The organism is Mycolicibacterium xanthum (genome assembly GCF_019710635.1).
Taxonomy (GTDB): Bacteria; Actinomycetota; Actinomycetes; order Mycobacteriales; family Mycobacteriaceae; genus Mycobacterium; species Mycobacterium xanthum.
Genome location: NZ_JAIFZS010000023.1, coordinates 45,592 through 62,628, shown reverse-complemented (window position 1 = coordinate 62,628; position 17,037 = coordinate 45,592). Strand labels below are relative to the sequence as shown.

The 17,037-nt window shown below is 67.2% G+C and carries 14 protein-coding genes, 1 tRNA gene and 1 pseudogene; 10 read left to right on the top strand and 6 right to left on the bottom strand.

The genetic code is table 11. The features are described from left to right. Positions 1 to 143 (bottom strand): annotated as a pseudogene (locus JDV09_RS26765) (IS110 family transposase); the annotation flags it as partial. A gap of 368 nt (positions 144 to 511) precedes the next feature. Between JDV09_RS26765 and JDV09_RS11290 the strand changes: the two are divergent. Continuing rightward, positions 512 to 1,570 carry an alpha/beta hydrolase fold domain-containing protein gene (locus tag JDV09_RS11290; protein ID WP_221369214.1) on the top strand — a complete coding sequence of 353 codons (1,059 nt, stop codon included), beginning with the start codon at positions 512 to 514 and terminating at the stop codon, positions 1,568 to 1,570. Between the two features lie 111 nt (positions 1,571 to 1,681). Here the strand turns inward: JDV09_RS11290 and menJ are convergent, their stop codons facing one another. Beyond that, positions 1,682 to 2,935, bottom strand: coding sequence for a menaquinone reductase MenJ (gene menJ, locus JDV09_RS11285; protein WP_221369213.1), 1,254 nt, complete (start codon positions 2,933 to 2,935; stop codon positions 1,682 to 1,684). 21 nt (positions 2,936 to 2,956) lie between these two features. Here menJ and grcC1 point away from each other — a divergent pair, with 21 nt between their 5' ends. The 3 genes from grcC1 (at position 2,957) to JDV09_RS11270 (ending at position 5,648) form a co-directional block, all read left to right on the top strand. Further along, on the top strand, positions 2,957 to 3,964 hold the full coding sequence (gene grcC1 / locus JDV09_RS11280; protein WP_221369212.1) for a nonaprenyl/(2E,6E)-farnesyl/geranylgeranyl diphosphat synthase: 1,008 nt from the start codon (positions 2,957 to 2,959) through the stop codon (positions 3,962 to 3,964). A 103-nt stretch (positions 3,965 to 4,067) separates the two neighbouring features. Beyond that, positions 4,068 to 4,946 (top strand): zinc metalloprotease HtpX, encoded by an 879-nt coding sequence (htpX, locus tag JDV09_RS11275; protein WP_221369211.1) that lies wholly within the window; start codon positions 4,068 to 4,070, stop codon positions 4,944 to 4,946. A 168-nt stretch (positions 4,947 to 5,114) separates the two neighbouring features. Further along, positions 5,115 to 5,648, top strand: coding sequence for a hypothetical protein (locus tag JDV09_RS11270; protein ID WP_221369221.1), 534 nt, complete (start codon positions 5,115 to 5,117; stop codon positions 5,646 to 5,648). A 27-nt stretch (positions 5,649 to 5,675) separates the two neighbouring features. Here JDV09_RS11270 and JDV09_RS11265 read toward each other — a convergent pair whose 3' ends face one another. Next, positions 5,676 to 6,701, bottom strand: coding sequence for an NAD(P)H-dependent glycerol-3-phosphate dehydrogenase (locus tag JDV09_RS11265; RefSeq protein ID WP_221369210.1), 1,026 nt, complete (start codon positions 6,699 to 6,701; stop codon positions 5,676 to 5,678). A gap of 143 nt (positions 6,702 to 6,844) precedes the next feature. After that, a complete protein-coding gene (locus tag JDV09_RS11260; protein ID WP_221369209.1) occupies positions 6,845 to 7,336 on the bottom strand; it encodes a YajQ family cyclic di-GMP-binding protein in 492 nt (163 codons plus the stop codon). Between the two features lie 153 nt (positions 7,337 to 7,489). Between JDV09_RS11260 and JDV09_RS11255 the strand changes: the two genes are divergently transcribed. Next, positions 7,490 to 7,572 (top strand) — tRNA-Tyr (locus tag JDV09_RS11255). Positions 7,573 to 7,707: 135 nt separating this feature from the next. On the opposite strand, the gene JDV09_RS11250 is transcribed toward JDV09_RS11255, so the two are convergent. Continuing rightward, positions 7,708 to 9,525, bottom strand: a complete 1,818-nt coding sequence (locus tag JDV09_RS11250; RefSeq protein ID WP_221369208.1) for an FAD-dependent oxidoreductase — start codon at positions 9,523 to 9,525, stop codon at positions 7,708 to 7,710. Between the two features lie 184 nt (positions 9,526 to 9,709). Beyond that, complete coding sequence (locus JDV09_RS11245; RefSeq protein WP_221369207.1) at positions 9,710 to 10,828, bottom strand: methyltransferase; 1,119 nt, start codon at positions 10,826 to 10,828, stop codon at positions 9,710 to 9,712. Positions 10,829 to 11,341: 513 nt separating this feature from the next. Between JDV09_RS11245 and JDV09_RS11240 the strand changes: the two genes are divergently transcribed. Genes JDV09_RS11240 through JDV09_RS11220 form a run of 5 tightly spaced genes read left to right on the top strand, consistent with a single transcriptional unit; the run spans position 11,342 to position 16,972 of the window. Beyond that, positions 11,342 to 11,629 carry an acyl carrier protein gene (locus JDV09_RS11240; RefSeq protein WP_221369206.1) on the top strand — a complete coding sequence of 96 codons (288 nt, stop codon included), beginning with the start codon at positions 11,342 to 11,344 and terminating at the stop codon, positions 11,627 to 11,629. A gap of 20 nt (positions 11,630 to 11,649) precedes the next feature. Continuing rightward, positions 11,650 to 12,801 carry a 3-oxoacyl-ACP synthase gene (locus tag JDV09_RS11235; RefSeq protein ID WP_255605191.1) on the top strand — a complete coding sequence of 384 codons (1,152 nt, stop codon included), beginning with the start codon at positions 11,650 to 11,652 and terminating at the stop codon, positions 12,799 to 12,801. Next, positions 12,798 to 13,742, top strand: coding sequence for a hypothetical protein (locus JDV09_RS11230; protein ID WP_221369205.1), 945 nt, complete (start codon positions 12,798 to 12,800; stop codon positions 13,740 to 13,742). Before JDV09_RS11235 ends, JDV09_RS11230 begins: the two co-directional genes overlap by 4 nt. Before the next feature lie 33 nt (positions 13,743 to 13,775). Beyond that, positions 13,776 to 14,036, top strand: a complete 261-nt coding sequence (locus JDV09_RS11225) for an acyl carrier protein (protein ID WP_221369204.1) — start codon at positions 13,776 to 13,778, stop codon at positions 14,034 to 14,036. Next, positions 14,033 to 16,972, top strand: a complete 2,940-nt coding sequence (locus tag JDV09_RS11220; protein WP_221369203.1) for a type I polyketide synthase — start codon at positions 14,033 to 14,035, stop codon at positions 16,970 to 16,972. Before JDV09_RS11225 ends, JDV09_RS11220 begins: the two co-directional genes overlap by 4 nt. Positions 16,973 to 17,037 lie beyond the last annotated feature (65 nt).

Sequence of the window (17,037 nt, the reverse complement as noted above, 5' to 3'; positions counted from 1 at the left end):
GCGTAGCGGCCCACCAGCTGATGGAAAGCCGCGATTCCGTCCCAGCCCTCGGGCACCCGAGCATGGGTCAGGCGTTTTCCCCGCTCATCCATGACCCACACGTCGTGGTGATCGTCGGCCCAGTCGTCTCCTACGAAAATCATGCACTCTCATCGCCTTTCCGGTTCTTGGGTGAGCTGACACGACGAGCTGAGGACACCCAGTAGCGACCTAATGGATAGTGCTCGACCTCCGGCACGACATCCCTTCAGCACTTACGGTGAACCCACAACCGGCCGGGGCACGATCTCGCCATAGGACTCGAGGTCCAGCGCGCGCAAGTACTCACCGACCAGCCGCTCACAATCAGCGTCGCGCGACAAGGCCTCCAAACCCGGCAACGAAACACCGATCAAGACCCATTAGCGCGCGGGTTTGTACGCCGACACGCCGCCCGTCGCGGCATTTCGGGCGCGTCCGCGCTCGGCGAAAGCACCCCGCGTGCACACCGGCGGGGGTTAGCGTCACGGCCATGTTGAATGGACGCCATGCCGACCCCGACGCCACGCTGGGCACCGACCCGCGCGCCGACCCCCGCATGGTGGAGGTTTTCGCCCGCTTCGGCCTCGACGGGCGAACGCCCCCGATCGAGATCGCCGTCGACGCGCCGCTGGCCGACCGGCATGCCTTCGCCGGCATGAGCGAGGAGGGGATGGCCGCGATCTTCGAGGCGCTGGCCCAGGGGGTGCCGGTGCCCGACGGCGTGGCGACGGACATCACGACGATCACCGGCGTGGACGGCAACGACATCACCGTGTTCATCAGCAGGCCGGTCGGAGCTGCCGGTGCCCGGCCCGCGGTGGTGCACCTGCACGGCGGCGGGATGGCGATCGGAAGCGCGGCCGACCTCGGGTACATCCGGCTGCGCGAGCACCTGGCCGCGACCGGGCTCATCGTCATCGGGGTCGAATTCCGTAATTCCAGTGGCAAATTGGGCCCGCACCCGTATCCGGCCGGGCTGGATGATTGTTCATCGGCGGCCCGGTGGGCCAGCGCCCATCGTGGCGAACTCGGCATCAGCCACCTCATCGTGTCCGGCGAGTCCGGTGGTGGGAACCTCACGCTGGCATTGGCGCACAAGGCCAGACGAGACGGATGGATCGACGAGATCGCCGGGTTCTATGCGCAGTGCCCGTTCATCTCCAACCGTTGGCTCGAGCAGTGTGACGACCTGCCGTCACTGGAGGAGAATGACGGCTACTTCGTCGACCGGGTGCAACTCGGCCTGCTCGGTTCGCTCTACGATCCCGACGGCAGCCACGCCGAAGACGCCGCCTGCTGGGCTGCGGTCGCTACCGACGAGGAGCTCGGTGGCCTTCCGCCGCATGTGATCTCGGTCAACGAGCTGGATCCGCTGCGCGATGAGGGCCTGCAGTATTACCGGAGGTTGTTGCGGGCGGGCGTGCCCGCGGTCGGTCGGGTGGTGGCAGGTACCTGTCACGGCGGCGACCTGCTGTTCGGGGCCGCGATGCCCGACGTGTTCGAGGCCAGCATCCGCGACGTCAGCGGCTTCGCCCACTCGCTGGGCTGACCCGGGCCGCGCCCGGCCCGGACCTTCCGCGAGCGCGCGCTGATGCACAGCAATCGCGGCGCGCCGCCGCACAAACACGCTCGCTCGCCGAACAGGCCGGACAGAGGGAGGTCAGGTGAATGGGCGGCGGGCGTCGATGCGGGCCGACAGCCGGCCCGCGCCCCGCCAGGCCCGGGCCACCATGTCCTCGTCCTCGTCGGTGACGAAGTTGCCCATGACCCGCACCGCGAGCTTCATCACCGCGGCCGAACGCATCGCCAACGGGCCGGTTGACGGCAGAAACCGCGGGAACGTCAGCAGCAGCGCCAGCCGGCGCGCAACCGAGAACCCGCGCGCGTAGTGCGCGTGCAGCAGAGCCGGCCAGGACTGCGAGTAGTCGCCGCTGCCCAGCAATGAGACCGCCAACCGGCCGGTCTCCAGCCCGTAGTCGATGCCCTCGCCGTTGAGCGGGTTCACACACGCCGCGGCGTCGCCGATCAGCATCCAGTTCGGCCCGGCCACCCCGGACACCGCGCCGCCCATCGGCAGCAGCGCCGACAGCCCGGCGCGGGGCTGCCCGTCGAAGTCCCATTCCCGGCGGCGCAGGTCCGTGTAGTAGTTCAGCAGCGGGCGCAGCGCCGCGTCGGCGGGCCGTTTCGACGTCGCCAGTGCCCCGACGCCGATGTTCACCTCGCCGTTCCCGAGCGGGAAGATCCAGCCGTAGCCGGGCAGCACCGCACCGGCCGGTGAGCGCAACTCCAGGTGCGAGGTGATCCACGGCTCGTCGCTGCGCGGCGTGGCGATGTAGCCGCGGATGGCCACCCCGTAGACCGTCTCGCGGTGCCACTGTCTGCCCAGCACCCGGCCCAGCGTCGAGCGCGCGCCGTCGGCGACGATCAGGTGCGCACACCGCACGACCGCGCCCGAGTCGAGCACCACACCCGACACCCGGCCGGACGAATCACGCTGGACATCAGCGGCTTTGGCGCCGAGCAGCATCTTCGCGCCGTCGTCGACGGCGACCAGCCGGATGCGCTCGTCGAGCTCGGTTCGCGGCACCGCGCTGCTCGTCGGCGGGAACGACGGGCCGGGCCACGGAACCTCGACATCGGCGCCGAAGCCCGACATCCGCAAACCGTGGTGGGCGATGTGGCCACCCAGCCAGGTGTCCAGACCGAGCCGTCGCAACTCGGCGATCGCGCGTGGCGTCAGCCCGTCGCCGCACGCCTTGTCGCGCGGGAACTGTGCGGAGTCGACCACCAGCACGTCGTAGCCGGCGCGCGCCGCCCAGGCCGCCGCCGACGAACCCGCGGGTCCGGCCCCGACGACGACCACATCGGCGCCCGCCGCGCCCGGTGTCGTCGCTCCGCCCGTCGTACCGTCCATGGTTCCCAGTATGTTGGCAGTGTGAGGACACCGGCGAGCGTGGTGGCGGGCGTGGATTTCGGGGACCCCGGGTTCGCCCAGGATGTCCGTGACGGCGTGGCCCGTATCGAGGCGCTCATGTCCGATGAGCTGGGCAAAGCCGACGTTCTGATGTCAGAAGCGGTCCAGCACCTGTTCCAGGCCGGTGGCAAACGTTTCCGGCCGCTGTTCACGGTGCTCTCGGCGCAGCTGGGCCCGGAACCGGACGCGTGGCAGGTCACCGTCGCCGGGGCGGTGATCGAGCTGGTGCACCTGGCCACGCTGTACCACGACGACGTGATGGACGAGGCCCAGGTGCGCCGCGGTGCGCCCAGCGCCAACGCCCGGTGGAGCAACAACATCGCGATCCTGGCCGGTGACTATCTGTTCGCCACGGCATCGAGGTTGGTGTCGCAGCTGGGCCCGGAGGCGGTCCGGATCATCGCCGACACGTTTGCGCTGCTGGTCACCGGCCAGATGCGGGAGACGCGCGGGGCCGCCGACCAGGTCGACTCGGTGGACCATTACCTCAAGGTGGTCTACGAGAAGACGGCCTGCCTGATCGCCGCCTCGGGGCGGTTCGGGGCGACGTTCTCCGGTGCCGACGACGCGCAGATCGAGCGGCTGCACCGGCTCGGCGGCATCGTCGGGACCGCATTCCAGATCTCCGACGACATCATCGACATCGACAGCGACCCCGACGAGTCGGGCAAGGTGCCCGGCACCGACCTGCGGGAGGGCGTGCACACGCTGCCGGTGCTCTACGCGCTGCGCGAGACGGGGCCGGACGCCGACCGGCTGCGGGAACTGCTGGCCGGCCCGGTCGAGGACGACGGCGACGTCGCCGAGGCGCTGCGGCTGCTGCGCGCCTCCCAGGGCATCCGCAAGGCCAAGGACATCGTCAGCGACTACGCCAGGCAGGCCCAGCAGGAACTGGCCGCGCTGCCCGACGGCCCGGGACGGCAGGCGATGGCAACGCTGGTCGACTACACGGTCAATCGGCACGGCTGAGCCGGTCGGAGTCGGCAGGAACCCGCGTGGCGGCCTCGGGCGTTACACCACCGACGACTCATGCAGGTTCGGCGGGTCGACGGCTTGCGAGGAGGAAACGACGATGACGTGGCATCCGCATGCCAACAGGGTGAAAACGTTCCTGTTGCTGGTGGTGTTCTCGGGTCTGATCGTCGGTGTCGGCGCCATGTTCGGGCGCAACATCATGTTCCTGGCGGTGCTGTTCGCCGTCGGCATGAACGCCTACGTCTACTTCAACAGCGACAAGCTCGCTCTGCGGGCGATGCACGCCCAGCCGGTGAACGAGATGCAGGCGCCGGTGATGTACAAGATCGTGCGCGAACTGGCCACCACGGCCCGCCAGCCGATGCCGCGGCTCTACATCAGCGACACCGCCGCACCCAACGCGTTCGCCACCGGCCGCAACCCGCGCAACGCCGCGGTGTGCTGCACGACGGGCATCCTGCAGCTTCTCAACGAGCGTGAGCTGCGTGCGGTGCTCGGCCACGAGCTGTCGCACGTGTACAACCGGGACATCCTGATCTCCTGTGTGGCAGGCGCGATGGCCTCGGTGATCACCGCGCTGGCCAACCTCGCGTTCTTCGCGAGCATGTTCGGGGGGAACCGCGAGGGGGGTATGAATCCGTTTGCGATCCTTCTGGTTTCGCTGCTCGGCCCGATCGCCGCGACGGTGATCCGGCTGGCGGTGTCGCGGTCGCGGGAGTACCAGGCCGATCAGTCCGGCGCGGAGCTGACCGGTGACCCGCTGGCGCTGGCCAGCGCGCTGCGCAAGATCAGCTCCGGGGTCGAGCGGGCCCCGCTGCCGCCCGAGCCGCAGCTGGCCGACCAGGCCCACCTGATGATCGCCAACCCGTTCCGGGCCGGCGAGAAGATCGGCAAGCTGTTCTCCACGCACCCGCCGATGGCCGAGCGGATCGCCAGGCTGGAGGCGATGGCCGGCCGCGGTCCCGGCCAGTACTGACCCGGTTCCGCTCGCCCCGGAAATCGCCGAAACTGTGCCCGGAAATCGCCGAAACTGTGTTCCACGCTGCCCCGACGCCGGATTTTTCGCGGGGAACGAGGTTTCGGCGAGCGGTGCCGGCCTCGCAGGTGAAACACTGCCGGCCCTTTTGACGACATCTAGGCTGTGATCGTGCTGAGCAGAATCCTCGCCGCAGCCGCGTGCATCGCCGCGGCCGGCGTCGCCCTCGTCACGCCGGGTCTCGCCGCGGCGCAACCCGCACCGCCTCCGCCGCCCCCGCCGCCGAACGTCAACGCCCTGCCGCCGGTCAGCCCGGCCGACTTCGCGGTGTACGACGGCTCCGCGTACGCGTTCACCTCCGCCGGGGTGACCTGCATGATGCAGCGCTCCGGTGGCTACGGCTGCAACGGCCCGCTGCCCGGCGCACCGCAGAACGCGAACATGATCAGCGGCATCTCGGGCGGGGTTCCCGGCTTCTTCGCCGCCCCCAAGCCGATGTACGACGGCCCGGTCAACCCGCTGCCGCCGAACACCCGGATGAGCTACGGCACGGTCAGCTGCGGCGGCGACGGCGCGACACTGGCCTGCGTGGACAGCCGAAACCAGGCCGGCTTCGTGATCAGCCCGACGGCCACCTGGGTCGTCAACCAGGTGAACCCGCTGTTGGAACGCCCGGAGGGCACCAACCCGTACTTCAACTGACGACCCCGTACTTCAACTGACGACGGCTCAGAAGCCCGAGCCGTACACCTCGTGCCCGGGCCGGTCGGCCACCAGGCCGCGGTAGGCGTCTTCGACGGTCGAGCCGTGGTTGACGACGCCGTCGACCTCGCGGGCGATCGGCATCGGGAGGCCGTACTTGTCGGCGAACTCCATGATCACGCTGGCGGCTTTGACGCCCTCGGCGACCTGGTTCATCGACCCGGTGATCTCCTCGATCGGCTTGCCTGCACCCAGCTGTTCGCCGACGTGCCGGTTGCGGCTGCGCTGGCTGGTGCAGGTGACGATCAGATCGCCCATGCCCGCCAGCCCGGCGAAGGTGTCCCGGTTGCCACCCACCGCCTCACCCATCTTGGACATCTCGCGCACCGCGCGGGACATCACCATGGCGCGGGTGTTCTCGCCGATGCCCAGCGAATACCCCATGCCGACGGCGATCGCGTACACGTTCTTCAGTGCGCCCGCCATCTCCACGCCGACCACGTCGTCGGTGTTGTAGGTCCGGAAACGCTTGGTGCGGAACAACTGGGCCAGGTTGGCCGCCAGATGCTGGTCGGGCATGGCCAGCACCGCCGCCGCGGCATAGCCCTCGGCCACCTCGCGGGCGATGTTCGGCCCGGCCAGGATGCCGGCCGGGTGCCCGGGCAGGACCTCGTCGACGATCTCGCTCATCCGGTAGTTGGTGCCCTGCTCGAGGCCCTTGACCAGCGACACCACCGGCACCCACGGCCGCAGCTGGGTGGCCAGCTCGGTGAGCACCGCGCGGAATCCGTGCGACGGCACCCCCATCACGATCACGTCGGCGCACTCGGCGGCCTCGGAGAAGTCCGTCGTCGCGCGCAGGCTGTGCGCGAGCTCGACCTCGTTGCCGAGGTACTTGGTGTTGCGGTGGTTGTCGTTGATGTCGGCGGCGGTCTCCTCCGAACGCACCCACTGCAGGGTCGGCCCCCGGCGGGCGCAGATGGAGGCCACCGTGGTGCCCCAGGATCCGCCGCCCAGGACGACGACCTTGGGTTCGCGTTGCGCAGGTGCCATGCCGATCACATTAGGTCGCTGGCCTGCGCCCCAGGGCGGGTTTGGTCAGCCCGGTGCCACGCGGCGCCGGCCCGCCGAAACTGAAGAAGCTGCGCAGTTCTGGGCGGTTTCGGATACGACCTCGGATTCGGCGGGGTGGGCGCTCAGCGGTAGTTGACGAACTGCAGCGCGACGTCGAGGTCGGCGCCCTTGAGCAGCGCGATGACGGCCTGCAGGTCGTCGCGCTTCTTGGAGCTGACCCGGATCTCCTCGCCCTGGATCTGCGCCTTGACGCCCTTGGGGCCCTCGTCGCGGATGATCTTGGTGATCTTCTTGGCTTCCTCACTGCTGATGCCCTGCTTGAGGCTGCCGGTCACCTTGTAGGTCTTGCCGCTGGCCTGCGGGTCGCCGGCGTCGAAGGCCTTCATCGAGATGTCCCGGCGGACCAGCTTCTCCTTGAACACGTCGACGGCGGCCTTCACCCGTTCCTCGGTCGAGGAGACGATCTCGATGGCCTCCTCGCCCTTCCAGGCGATGGTGGTGTCGGTGCCGCGGAAGTCGAAGCGGGTGGACAGTTCCTTGGCCGCCTGGTTCAGCGCGTTGTCGACCTCCTGCCGGTCGACCTTGCTGACGACGTCGAACGATGAATCCGCCATTGGTCTCGTTCCTCCCTGCTGGTGTACGTGCCTGACCCCATCTTCGTCGCCCGGAGAACAGCGGTGCACACCGCCCCCCACCCGCCGGTTTGTGTCCGGGGTGGGGCTTCGTTGTATCCTGCTGTGCGCGCTTAGCAGCGCACGCTTCACCCAGGCAGGTTGCCCGAGCGGCCAATGGGAGCGGACTGTAAATCCGTCGGCTTACGCCTACACAGGTTCGAATCCTGTACCTGCCACACACTGCATCTGCCAACCCGGCGGGGCTCAAGTCAACGGGATGCTTGGGCTGCCGCGTTCGGCGCCGCTCGCTAATTCGCCACTCGCCGGTGCCTGCCGGGCGAACGTACGCCGTCCGCCGGTCGCTCGAAACATCAGACGTGTCGCTGTTGCGTCCGCTGCCAGTAGGGCAGCCATCGCTCCTCGAGAAATCGGTTGAGGTCGGAACTCCCCTCGGGGGCGGGTTTGGTGGTTCGCCATGCGACATGGCCGTCGGGACGTACCAGGACGGCGCCTCGATGACCGACCTCGAACAGCGCGAGCAGTTCACCCTGATCGTGCGGGTCCGCGGCGGTAAGGCAGGTGATCAAGACGGGCAGTGCGGCCGAGTGTCGCTGCGTGCGCAGCGCAGCGCGCCATTGCACTGCGCTCGAGGTGAGGAGGGTGAGCCCGGCGGGGCAGAGTATGTCGTGAACCGGTACCCGCCGACCCTCGTGAAGCACGTAGGCGTGCGGCAGTCGTGCCCCGGGCCTTGTGGTGGGGCGGTACGTAACGATGTCGGACTGCTCGAGCGGATTGTCGTCGGGCCCGGGTGCGATCAGTGGGCCCCGATACATATAGCCGAATTCGAGCCCCTGGAACACGAAGTGTTCGAGTTGGCCCGGGATGGTGGCCGAAATCTGTGCACGAAGGCGCCGGCCGCGGGCCCCTCCGGCCAGTAGCACCTTGGTGCGCCTGGTCTGCAGCCGCGTCGCCCGGTCACAGGCCGATCCCAAGAGCCGTCCCGGCACCCAGGAGAGGGGCGGCTGGCCGACGGCCTCGGTCGCCTTGCAGATCGCCCGGTTGGTGATGCCAAGTGGAGCGGTGACCTCGTCGAGGCGGAAGAAGTTCTTGACGCTCTGCCGGGCGAACCGCTCAACGACTGGTCGCCGCTCGGGATCATAGGTATCGAGCAAGGCGTCATCCGCCTGTGCGTCGATGATCGCTGCGATTTTCCAGGCCAGGTTCTGCGCATCTTGCACGCCGCTGTTCAGACCGAAACCGCCTGCCGGCGGGAACCGGTGGGCGGCGTCGCCCGCGAGTAGCAGTTGCCCGCGCCGAAAGCGGCTTGCGATCTGCGAGGTCATCGTCCACGTGCCGGTGGAGCGGACGGTGAAGCCCTGGCCCATGCCCAAGACTTCGGGGAGCACGCGGTTCCAGTACGCGTCGCTGTCCCGGGCAACCGCTTGGTCCCGGTGGAGGTATGGCGTCATCAACACGTAGTGATCGGCGGCATGCGAGACAAGCGCGCCACAAAACCGCGGCTGGTATATCCAAGCCAGCAGTGGCCTGGGGGTGTCGGCGGCAAACAGCCGGGGGGCATGGAAGAACACGCTGCCGATGTGGGTCAGGACCCTGCCTTGCATCGCGATGCCGGCACGTTCGCGGACGGTGCTGTTCGCCCCATCCGCTGCGACCACGTAGCGGGCACTGAGGCGCTCGGCCGGCCTTGACCGAGGGCGGATGTCGACGACCATGCGGCCGGCCCTCTCGCAGACTCGCTCGACCGACGTACCGCGCCGAAAATTCACCAGTGGTTCGCGTTCGAGCGCCGCCCAGAAGACCGGCATGAGCAGATGCTGCCCAATGTGGGATATCAGAAACGGACTGTAGGTGCGTAGCCGCTCCTGTAGTTGAGGGTCCGCCGCCACATCGATCTCACCCAGTGGCTCGTGAGCCAACCCGCAGCACCAGCGGATGCTTCCCAACTTCTCGGTAGGTGTCGCGAGTGCAAGAAGCTCCTCCGTCAGTGCGGGTGATGCCTGATGCCAGATCTCCAGGGAGCGCGCGTTGATCACGTGGGCGGCGGGATGGACCAGGGGTTCCTCCCGACGCTCGAGGACGATGGAGGATATGCCTCGTCGGGCCAGGTGCAGGGCAAGGGTGCAACCGGTCGAACCGCCGCCCACGATGACAATCTGGTCGTCGGTCATCGCTCAGCGCTTTGTCGAACCGTGGGACGCTCGGCTGTACGGGCGTTTGCACGCCCGACGAGCGCCGGCGCCCGGCTTGCAGAGGTCGGTGGATGCGGCGCCGAGGTGCCGCCCGGCGAGGGCGTCATTCCCACAGCGACTGATCCCGATCGGCGTCCCTGCGGGGCAGATCAACCCCCGCGTGTCAGGCATCCCGCTTGATGGGTGAGGCCTCGATTATGCAGAAAGGCAAGGCCGTCTCGATAATTCGCGTTAGGTGAAAGCCACTGCGCCGCAATAGTTCACGATGCTGCTCTGCGGTACGCTCACGGCCTTCGGCAAGGACCAGCATGTCCAGGTCGGCCCAATTGCCGGCGAACTCGCGGTGATGTCGGGGAATCACCATCTCAACCAGCAACAGCGTGGCCTGATCGGGTGCCGCTGCCGCGATGTTGCGCAGGATCGTTTGCGCAGCTTCATCGTCCCAATCATGGATGACCCTTTGAAGAACGTAGGCATCGCCGCCGGCGGGCACGCTGGCGAAGAACGAGCCGCCCTCGATGCGCACCCGGTCATTGACGCCATCCCGCTCGAGCACTGCCGGCGCACCGGTGACGACATTGGGCAGGTCATAGAGCACGCCGTGGGCGCTCGGCGTGGCAGCAAGGATCGCCGCGAGCAGTCGGCCCTGTCCGCCTCCGACATCGACGATGACCGGAAACCTGCCGAAGTCGTAGGCCGCCACGATGGACGCCGCCGTCACCTCGGAGATGGCCGTCATGCCGTCGTTGAACAGCGCGGCCAGCTTAGGGTTCTCGGCCAGGTAGGAGAAAGGGTCGGTGCCTTTCAGCGACGGGACGACCGACTGCCCGGTCCGCACCGCGTCTACCAGCAACGACCAGAATTCGCGATACTCTGGTGAGCCGTAAAACCGCGCCCAGCTTGCCAACGAAACGGGTGCGTCCGAGCGCAATGTGCCGGCCAGCGGAGTCAGCGCATAGCGGCCATCGCGCAGCTCGCGGAAGATGCCGCGACTGATCAGCGCTCGCAGCAGCCGCGCCAGCGCCGCAGGGTTCGCGCCGACGCGGCGGGCCAATTCGTCTCCGGGCAGTGGCCCATCGGCGAGTGCGTCGGCCAACCGCAGTTCGGCGGCCGCCGCGATGGCTTGCGGCGGCATGTGACCCATGATCAGTTCGGTCATGGCCAGCGGGGCCGGGACGAGCTTTTGATTGAGGCGGTAGAGATAGTGTCGGACGCGTTCGAGTGCGCGCACCAGTGGAACCGGAGGAGTGGGAAAAGTCGGTGGGGCGGTCCGCTGGTCCATGGCTACGTCCTTCCCGGCTGGACGCGGTCCTTCCCGACTGGACGCGGCTAACGGGGGATCGGCCCCGTTCAGTGCCCGCCGGTATCCGTCGGTGAGATCCGCACCAAGGTTACCGCGTGTGCAGGCACCGCGGACCCCATTGAGCGGGCCTCCGCCGGCGCCATCGTGGTGGGTCGCAGGGTGCGGATCGGGCAGCACGAGGCGGGTGCGGTCTGGTCGGTCGAGATCAGTGGATGTGGCCGCCGCTGACTCGTTTCGCCAGCAACACGAACCGGCGTATCGTCTGATGTTGTGATCGCCTGCGCGATGCACACCGGCTTCTGCCCGTAGCCTCCGCGGTGAACCAACCATGCTGTTGGTTCGTATCACTGAGGAGGAGGTCTGCGTGATGACAAACCCAGATCGACTGCCCAACGCGCTGAGTCCCCCGGTTCCGCTCAGCGGGTCCTTTCGCAGCCCGCGAGACGCCGTCAGTGGTGAGCGTGTTCGGGCAAAGGGTCTAGCGGGAAGGATGTGGCGACTGTCATGTCATTAGCAAACGATGTCGAACGTGACATCATCGGGTACCTGCACGCGCACTACGGTGTCGACGCCGATGAAATCACCGATGAATCCACGCTTGCCGATCTGGGGCTGGATTCGCTCGGAGTTCTCGCCATCGGCGACATTCTGTCGACCAAGTACGGCCTCCCGCTCGACGATGAGCGCATCGCCGGGGTCCGCACATTTTCCGATTTCAAGAAGTTCGTCTTCTTGAACCGAGCGCAGTGGCCTACGGCTGAGCACCTCGTTGACGACTAGACCATCGGAGCCAGATCGGCATGAGTGCGTACATCACGGCAACCGGCTCGTTTCTTCCCGGCTACCCGGTGCCCAACGATGAAATCGAGGACTACATAGGAAAAGCGGGACACGCGTCCTCGGATCTCAAGGACCTGATCCTGACGAACTGCGGGATCAAGACGCGCCACTACGCGATCGACAAAAGTCAGCGAACCGTGGTGTCGAATGCGGCGATGGCGGCTGCTGCGGTCCGCAACGCTGCCGAGCGCGCCGGGCTGGGCCCCGACGACGTCGAACTGCTCTCGGCGGCGACGACGATGCCGGACGTGATGGGCCCCGGCCACGCCAGCATGGTGCACGGCGAGTTGGGCTACGGTCCGCTCGAGATCGCGACCGCGCACGGTATCTGCAGTTGCGGGATGATGGCGATGAAGACCGCCTATCTTCAGGTGGCGATCGGCGAGAAACGCAACGCGATCTGCGTGGCCAGCGAGTTGGCGTCTCGGGGGTTCAAGAGCACCCGTTACGAGGAAATGAGAGCGATCGACGACGACGGGTCGCTGCCGATGGAAACCGCGTTCTTGCGCTACATGCTCTCCGATGGCGCGGGTGCCGTGGTGGTCGAGAGCGCGCCCGCGACATCGGGGGTCAGCCTTCGCGTCGACTGGATCTCGCTGACGTCGTTCGCGAACACCGAGAAGGCGTGCATGTTCTTCGGCAGCAACGACAATGCGTGCGAGAAGACCTGGGGCGACTACCCGAGCACTGCGGCCGCCGCCGCCGACGGTGCGTTCGCTCTTCGGCAGAAGCTCTCCCTGCTGCCCCACTTGGTCCGCGTTGGAATCGACGAGTACGAGCGTCTGCTCGCGATGGGCAAGTTCGACCCGGAGACAGTGACCTGGTTTCCCGCGCATTATTCGAGCGAACGGATGAAGTCCATGATGTTGGGCGAATTCACTCGGCGCGGCGTCCCCGCCGGCGGTCCGGAGATCTGGTACAGCAACCTGACGAGAGTCGGAAACATCGGCAGCGCAGCCATTTTCGTCATCCTCGACGAGATGATGACGGAGGGCCTGATCAGGGACGGCGACACGCTGTTGTGCATGGTCCCGGAGTCGGGGCGTTTCGTCGTCTCGTTCATGCATCTGACCGCAGTGACGGCGGATTCGGTCTCGGATGCCCAGCCATGACCACTGCGCCGGATGCCGTCTCGGCCGACCAGCCTCACCCTCGCGCGGTGGTGTACTGGTATTCGCAGACCGGGCAGCTGCGCGAGGTCGCCGAGGCATTGACCGCTCCTCTGCTCGCCCAGGGGTGGGACATCCGGTGGGTGCCGGTGAAACCACGCGTCGAGTTCCCGTTCCCGTGGCCGATCCGGCGATTCTTTGGGGTGTTCCCCGCAGCGGTGGATCCGGAGTCGCTGGTGGATCTCATCGAGCCGGCGGGCGGTTTCGGTACCGAACCAGGGCAATTGGTGATCCTGGCCTATCAGGTGTGGTACCTGGCACCCTCGCTGCCCATCCGGTCACTGCTGAAAGCGCATCCCGAGGTGGTCTGCAACCGGTCGGTCGTTTCGCTGGTCGCCTGCCGCAACATGTGGTACTCGGCGGCAATCGAGGTGTCCGCGCTGCTGCGCTCCGCGGGCGCGCGACACGTCGGGGTGATCGCCGCGACCGACACGCGGCTGCAGGCGACGACATTGGTGACCACGCTGCGCTGGCTGCTGACCGGCCGTCGCGAACCTTTCCTGTGGTTCGGGAGAGCCGGGATCGGTGACGCGGAACTGGCTCGGATCGGGGATGTGGGGCGCCGGATGGGCGAATCGGGGCGGTGCCCGCAAGACGCGGCCCCCATTGTTCCCACCCTTGCTGCCGGCGACCTCCTTGCCGGGACGGTGTTTCGGCGGTGGGGTGAAACCGTTCGATCGGCTCAGCGATACGGCACGATTGCGCAGGCCGTCAGCTTGGCAACGTTCGTGCTCGGATTGACGATCGCCATCGTGGTCGGTCTGCCGCTGATCGGGTGCGCGGCGCTCGCGGGCGGTGCGCGGTTCGGGGCGATGGTGGAGGGTTTCGTGCGCCGGCGGATCTCTTCGGTGGGGGCAGCTGTCTACGAGGCGGTGACGCCGTGATGGGCCGACCAGCGATCCGGATGTGAGAGTCCCATGACCGCTCACGCTTCGGAGTATCAGGAACTTGTCGACTGGCTGACCATCAAGGTCGCCGGATATGTCAACGTTCCTCCGGGCGTGATCGACATCGACAAGCCGTTGGCCGACTGTGGGATCGACTCCGCCTCCGGCCTGGCGTTGTGCGTGGACCTACTGGACGAGAAGGGATTCGACGTCGAAACCACCATCGTCTGGGACTACCCGACCATCGAGGCCATTGCCGCATATCTTCTCGCCGAGCGAGCGGTGCCGTGATACCGATCGCCGTGGTCGGCATCGACTGCCGCTTCCCGGGTGCACCCGACAAGGAGGCGTACTGGCGACTACTCATGGACGGCGTCGTCACCGACACCGAAGTGCCTTCGCAGCGCTGGAACATCGACGCCTACTATCGCTCCGACAGCGTCGCCGGATCGATGAACACCCGACGCGCCCATTTCATCGACGAAGTGGACGCATTCGACAACGACTTCTTCGGCATAGCGCCGATCGAGGCGGCGGCGCTCGACCCGCAGCAGCGACTACTGCTGCAGGCATCATGGCGCGCACTCGAAGACGGCGGAATTGATCCGCGGTCGCTGGCCGGCACGTCAACCGGGGTCTTCGTCGGCATGATGTCCAGCGAGTGGGGCATCCGTCAGATTCTCGACTTCGCCGGGATCACGGTATTCCGTGGTACGGGCAGCGGCTACTTCATGACGGCAAACCGCATCTCATACCACCTGAACCTCACCGGACCGAGCATGGCCATCGATTCCGCCTGCTCGTCATCACTGATGGCCGTGCACCAAGCCTGTGCCGCCCTGGCGTCCGGGGAATCCGAGACTGTCATCGCTGCTGGTGCGAATCTGCTTCTGACACCGGCGCTTTCGATCTTCTACACCCAGGCCGGGCTTTCCGCGCCGGATGGTCGCTGCAAACCATTCGGGCAGTGCGCCGACGGCATCGGCCGGGGTGAGGGCGTGGCCGCGGTGGTGCTGCGTCGACTGGACGACGCCGTTGCCGACGGCCAGCCGATCTACGCCGTCGTGAAGAGTTCGGTCGCCAACCACGACGGCCGCAGCAATGGGATCACTGCCCCGAACCGGCAATCCCAGGTGAATCTGATGCGCCGCGCGCTCGACCTTGCAGAACTCGAGGCCGGACAGATCGACTTCGTGGAAGCACACGGTACCGGAACGATTCTCGGCGACATGATCGAGGCCAACGCACTGGGCGATATTCATAAGACGCGGCGCAGCGAGCCATGCCTGCTGGGTTCGGTCAAGGGAAACATCGGGCACACCGAGGGCTGCGCGGGGATTGCGTCGTTCATCAAGGCATGCCTGGCGCTGCACCATCGCACGCTGCCGCAGACGGTGTTCGGCAACCGGGCCAATCCGAGATTGCGGCTGGACGCGCACGGGCTGCGTCTGGCCGAGAGTCCGCAGAGATTGCCTGCCAATGGCGCATTGGGAGCGGTGAGCTCATTCGGACTCGGCGGCAGCAACGCGCACGCGGTGCTGGAGTCCGCGCCGGTCGCGGCAGCACCTCATCCGGGTAGGACCGGTGTCCTGACCCTGTCGGCGCCCTCCGAGCAGGCCTTGCGCCGCAACGTTGCGTCGATCGCCACCGTGCTGCCGACCATCGACGAGCCACGGCTGGCGTCCTGGTGCCACACCACCAACGTCGTGAAGCGATCGCATCGGTGTCGCGTTGTGCTGGAAGGTGACCGCGCCGAATTGGTCGATGGGTTGCGTGAGTTTCTCGCCGGCGCGCGGGCCGAGCTGGCATCGTCCGCCCCGATGAGCAAGGTTCCCGCCGCAGTGGGGATCTTGTGCTCGGGGCAAGGGACCCAGTATCCGGGCATGACGCGGCCGCTCTACGACGCCAATCCCAGCTACCGCGAACATCTGGATGCCGTGACGGCCGCCCTCGACCCCCATCTGTCATCGGACCTTCGCGCGGTCATGTTCGGCGACGATCCCCGCCTGCATCACACCAGCTTCGCGCAGCCGGCGCTGTTCGCGGTGTCCTACGCGCTGGGAAAGACACTGCTGCAGAGCGGGATCCGTCCGGCCTTCGGCGTCGGCCACAGTGTCGGCGAGGTCGCCGCCGCCTGTCTGGCGGGCGTGTTGTCCCTCGACGATGCGGCGAGGCTCATCGCAATCAGGGGACGTCTGATCGGCTCCTTGCCCCCCGGTGGGGCGATGATCGCGGTCGACCTCGATGTCGAGCAGGCTGAGGGGCTGGTCGCAGCCGAGCCGGAGTGCGCGATCGCAGCCGTCAACGGGCCACGCTCGGTGGCCATCTCGGGTGCCGCCGACGCGGTGGCGCGTGTCCGTGCCGCGGTCTGCGAACAGGGCGGACGGGCGCGGAACCTCAGGGTGTCCCATGCCTTTCACTCGCCGCTGATGGAGCCCATCGTGGCGCCATTCCGGCGTGAGTTGTCAGGCCTTGTTCCGGGCCCCTCGGAGTTCTCGCTCTTCTCCACCGTGCTCGGCAGAGAGGTCGAGGGCCACGAAATGGACTGCGACTACTGGGTCAACCAGATCTGTTCACCAGTAAGATTTTTCGACGCAGTACAGGCTGCCCGGAATGCTGGAAATGCTGGCTATGTCGTTGAGGCCGGCCCGCGTTCGACGCTGCTGGCCCTGGCCGTGCAGTGTGGACTGCCGTCGCAGATCCGGTTGCTACCACTGTGCGGCGGGCCGGATTCAGACGGAACAGAGCTGCTGGCTGCAGCTGCGGCGATGCTGCGCGATGGGTACTCGTTCGACTTGTCGCCGTGCTATGGCGCCCCGGCTGAACCGCTGCAGCGGATTCCACCGTACGTCTTCGACAACTCCACTCGGTTCTGGTTGGACGGTGGGGTCGCCGCTGCGCCGCCGACGGCTCAGCCCCCCATTGTCACACCCGTCGCCGAGCCAGAGCAGCGCGCGCCGGCGCCGGCCGGCCGAGAGGAAGCGGTACTGGCGTTGATCGCCGATGTCGGCGGCTATCCGGTCGCCAAGCTCGGCCGTTCCAGCCGGCTTGCTGAAGACTTGGGATACGACTCGTTGCTGCAACTTCGACTCATTGATCGGCTGCGGGCGGAATATCCCGAACTCGAGCACATCACCGTCGCCGAGGTGCTGCCGAAGATTCGAAGCGTCGGCGATCTGGTCGACTTCGTGGCGCAGTGGTTGGATAGGGCCGGCGTGACCGGATGACGCCCACCGATTGCTGTGCTTCCACCACGCTGACCGCAGGTCAGCGTCATCGGTTGCGCCCGGCT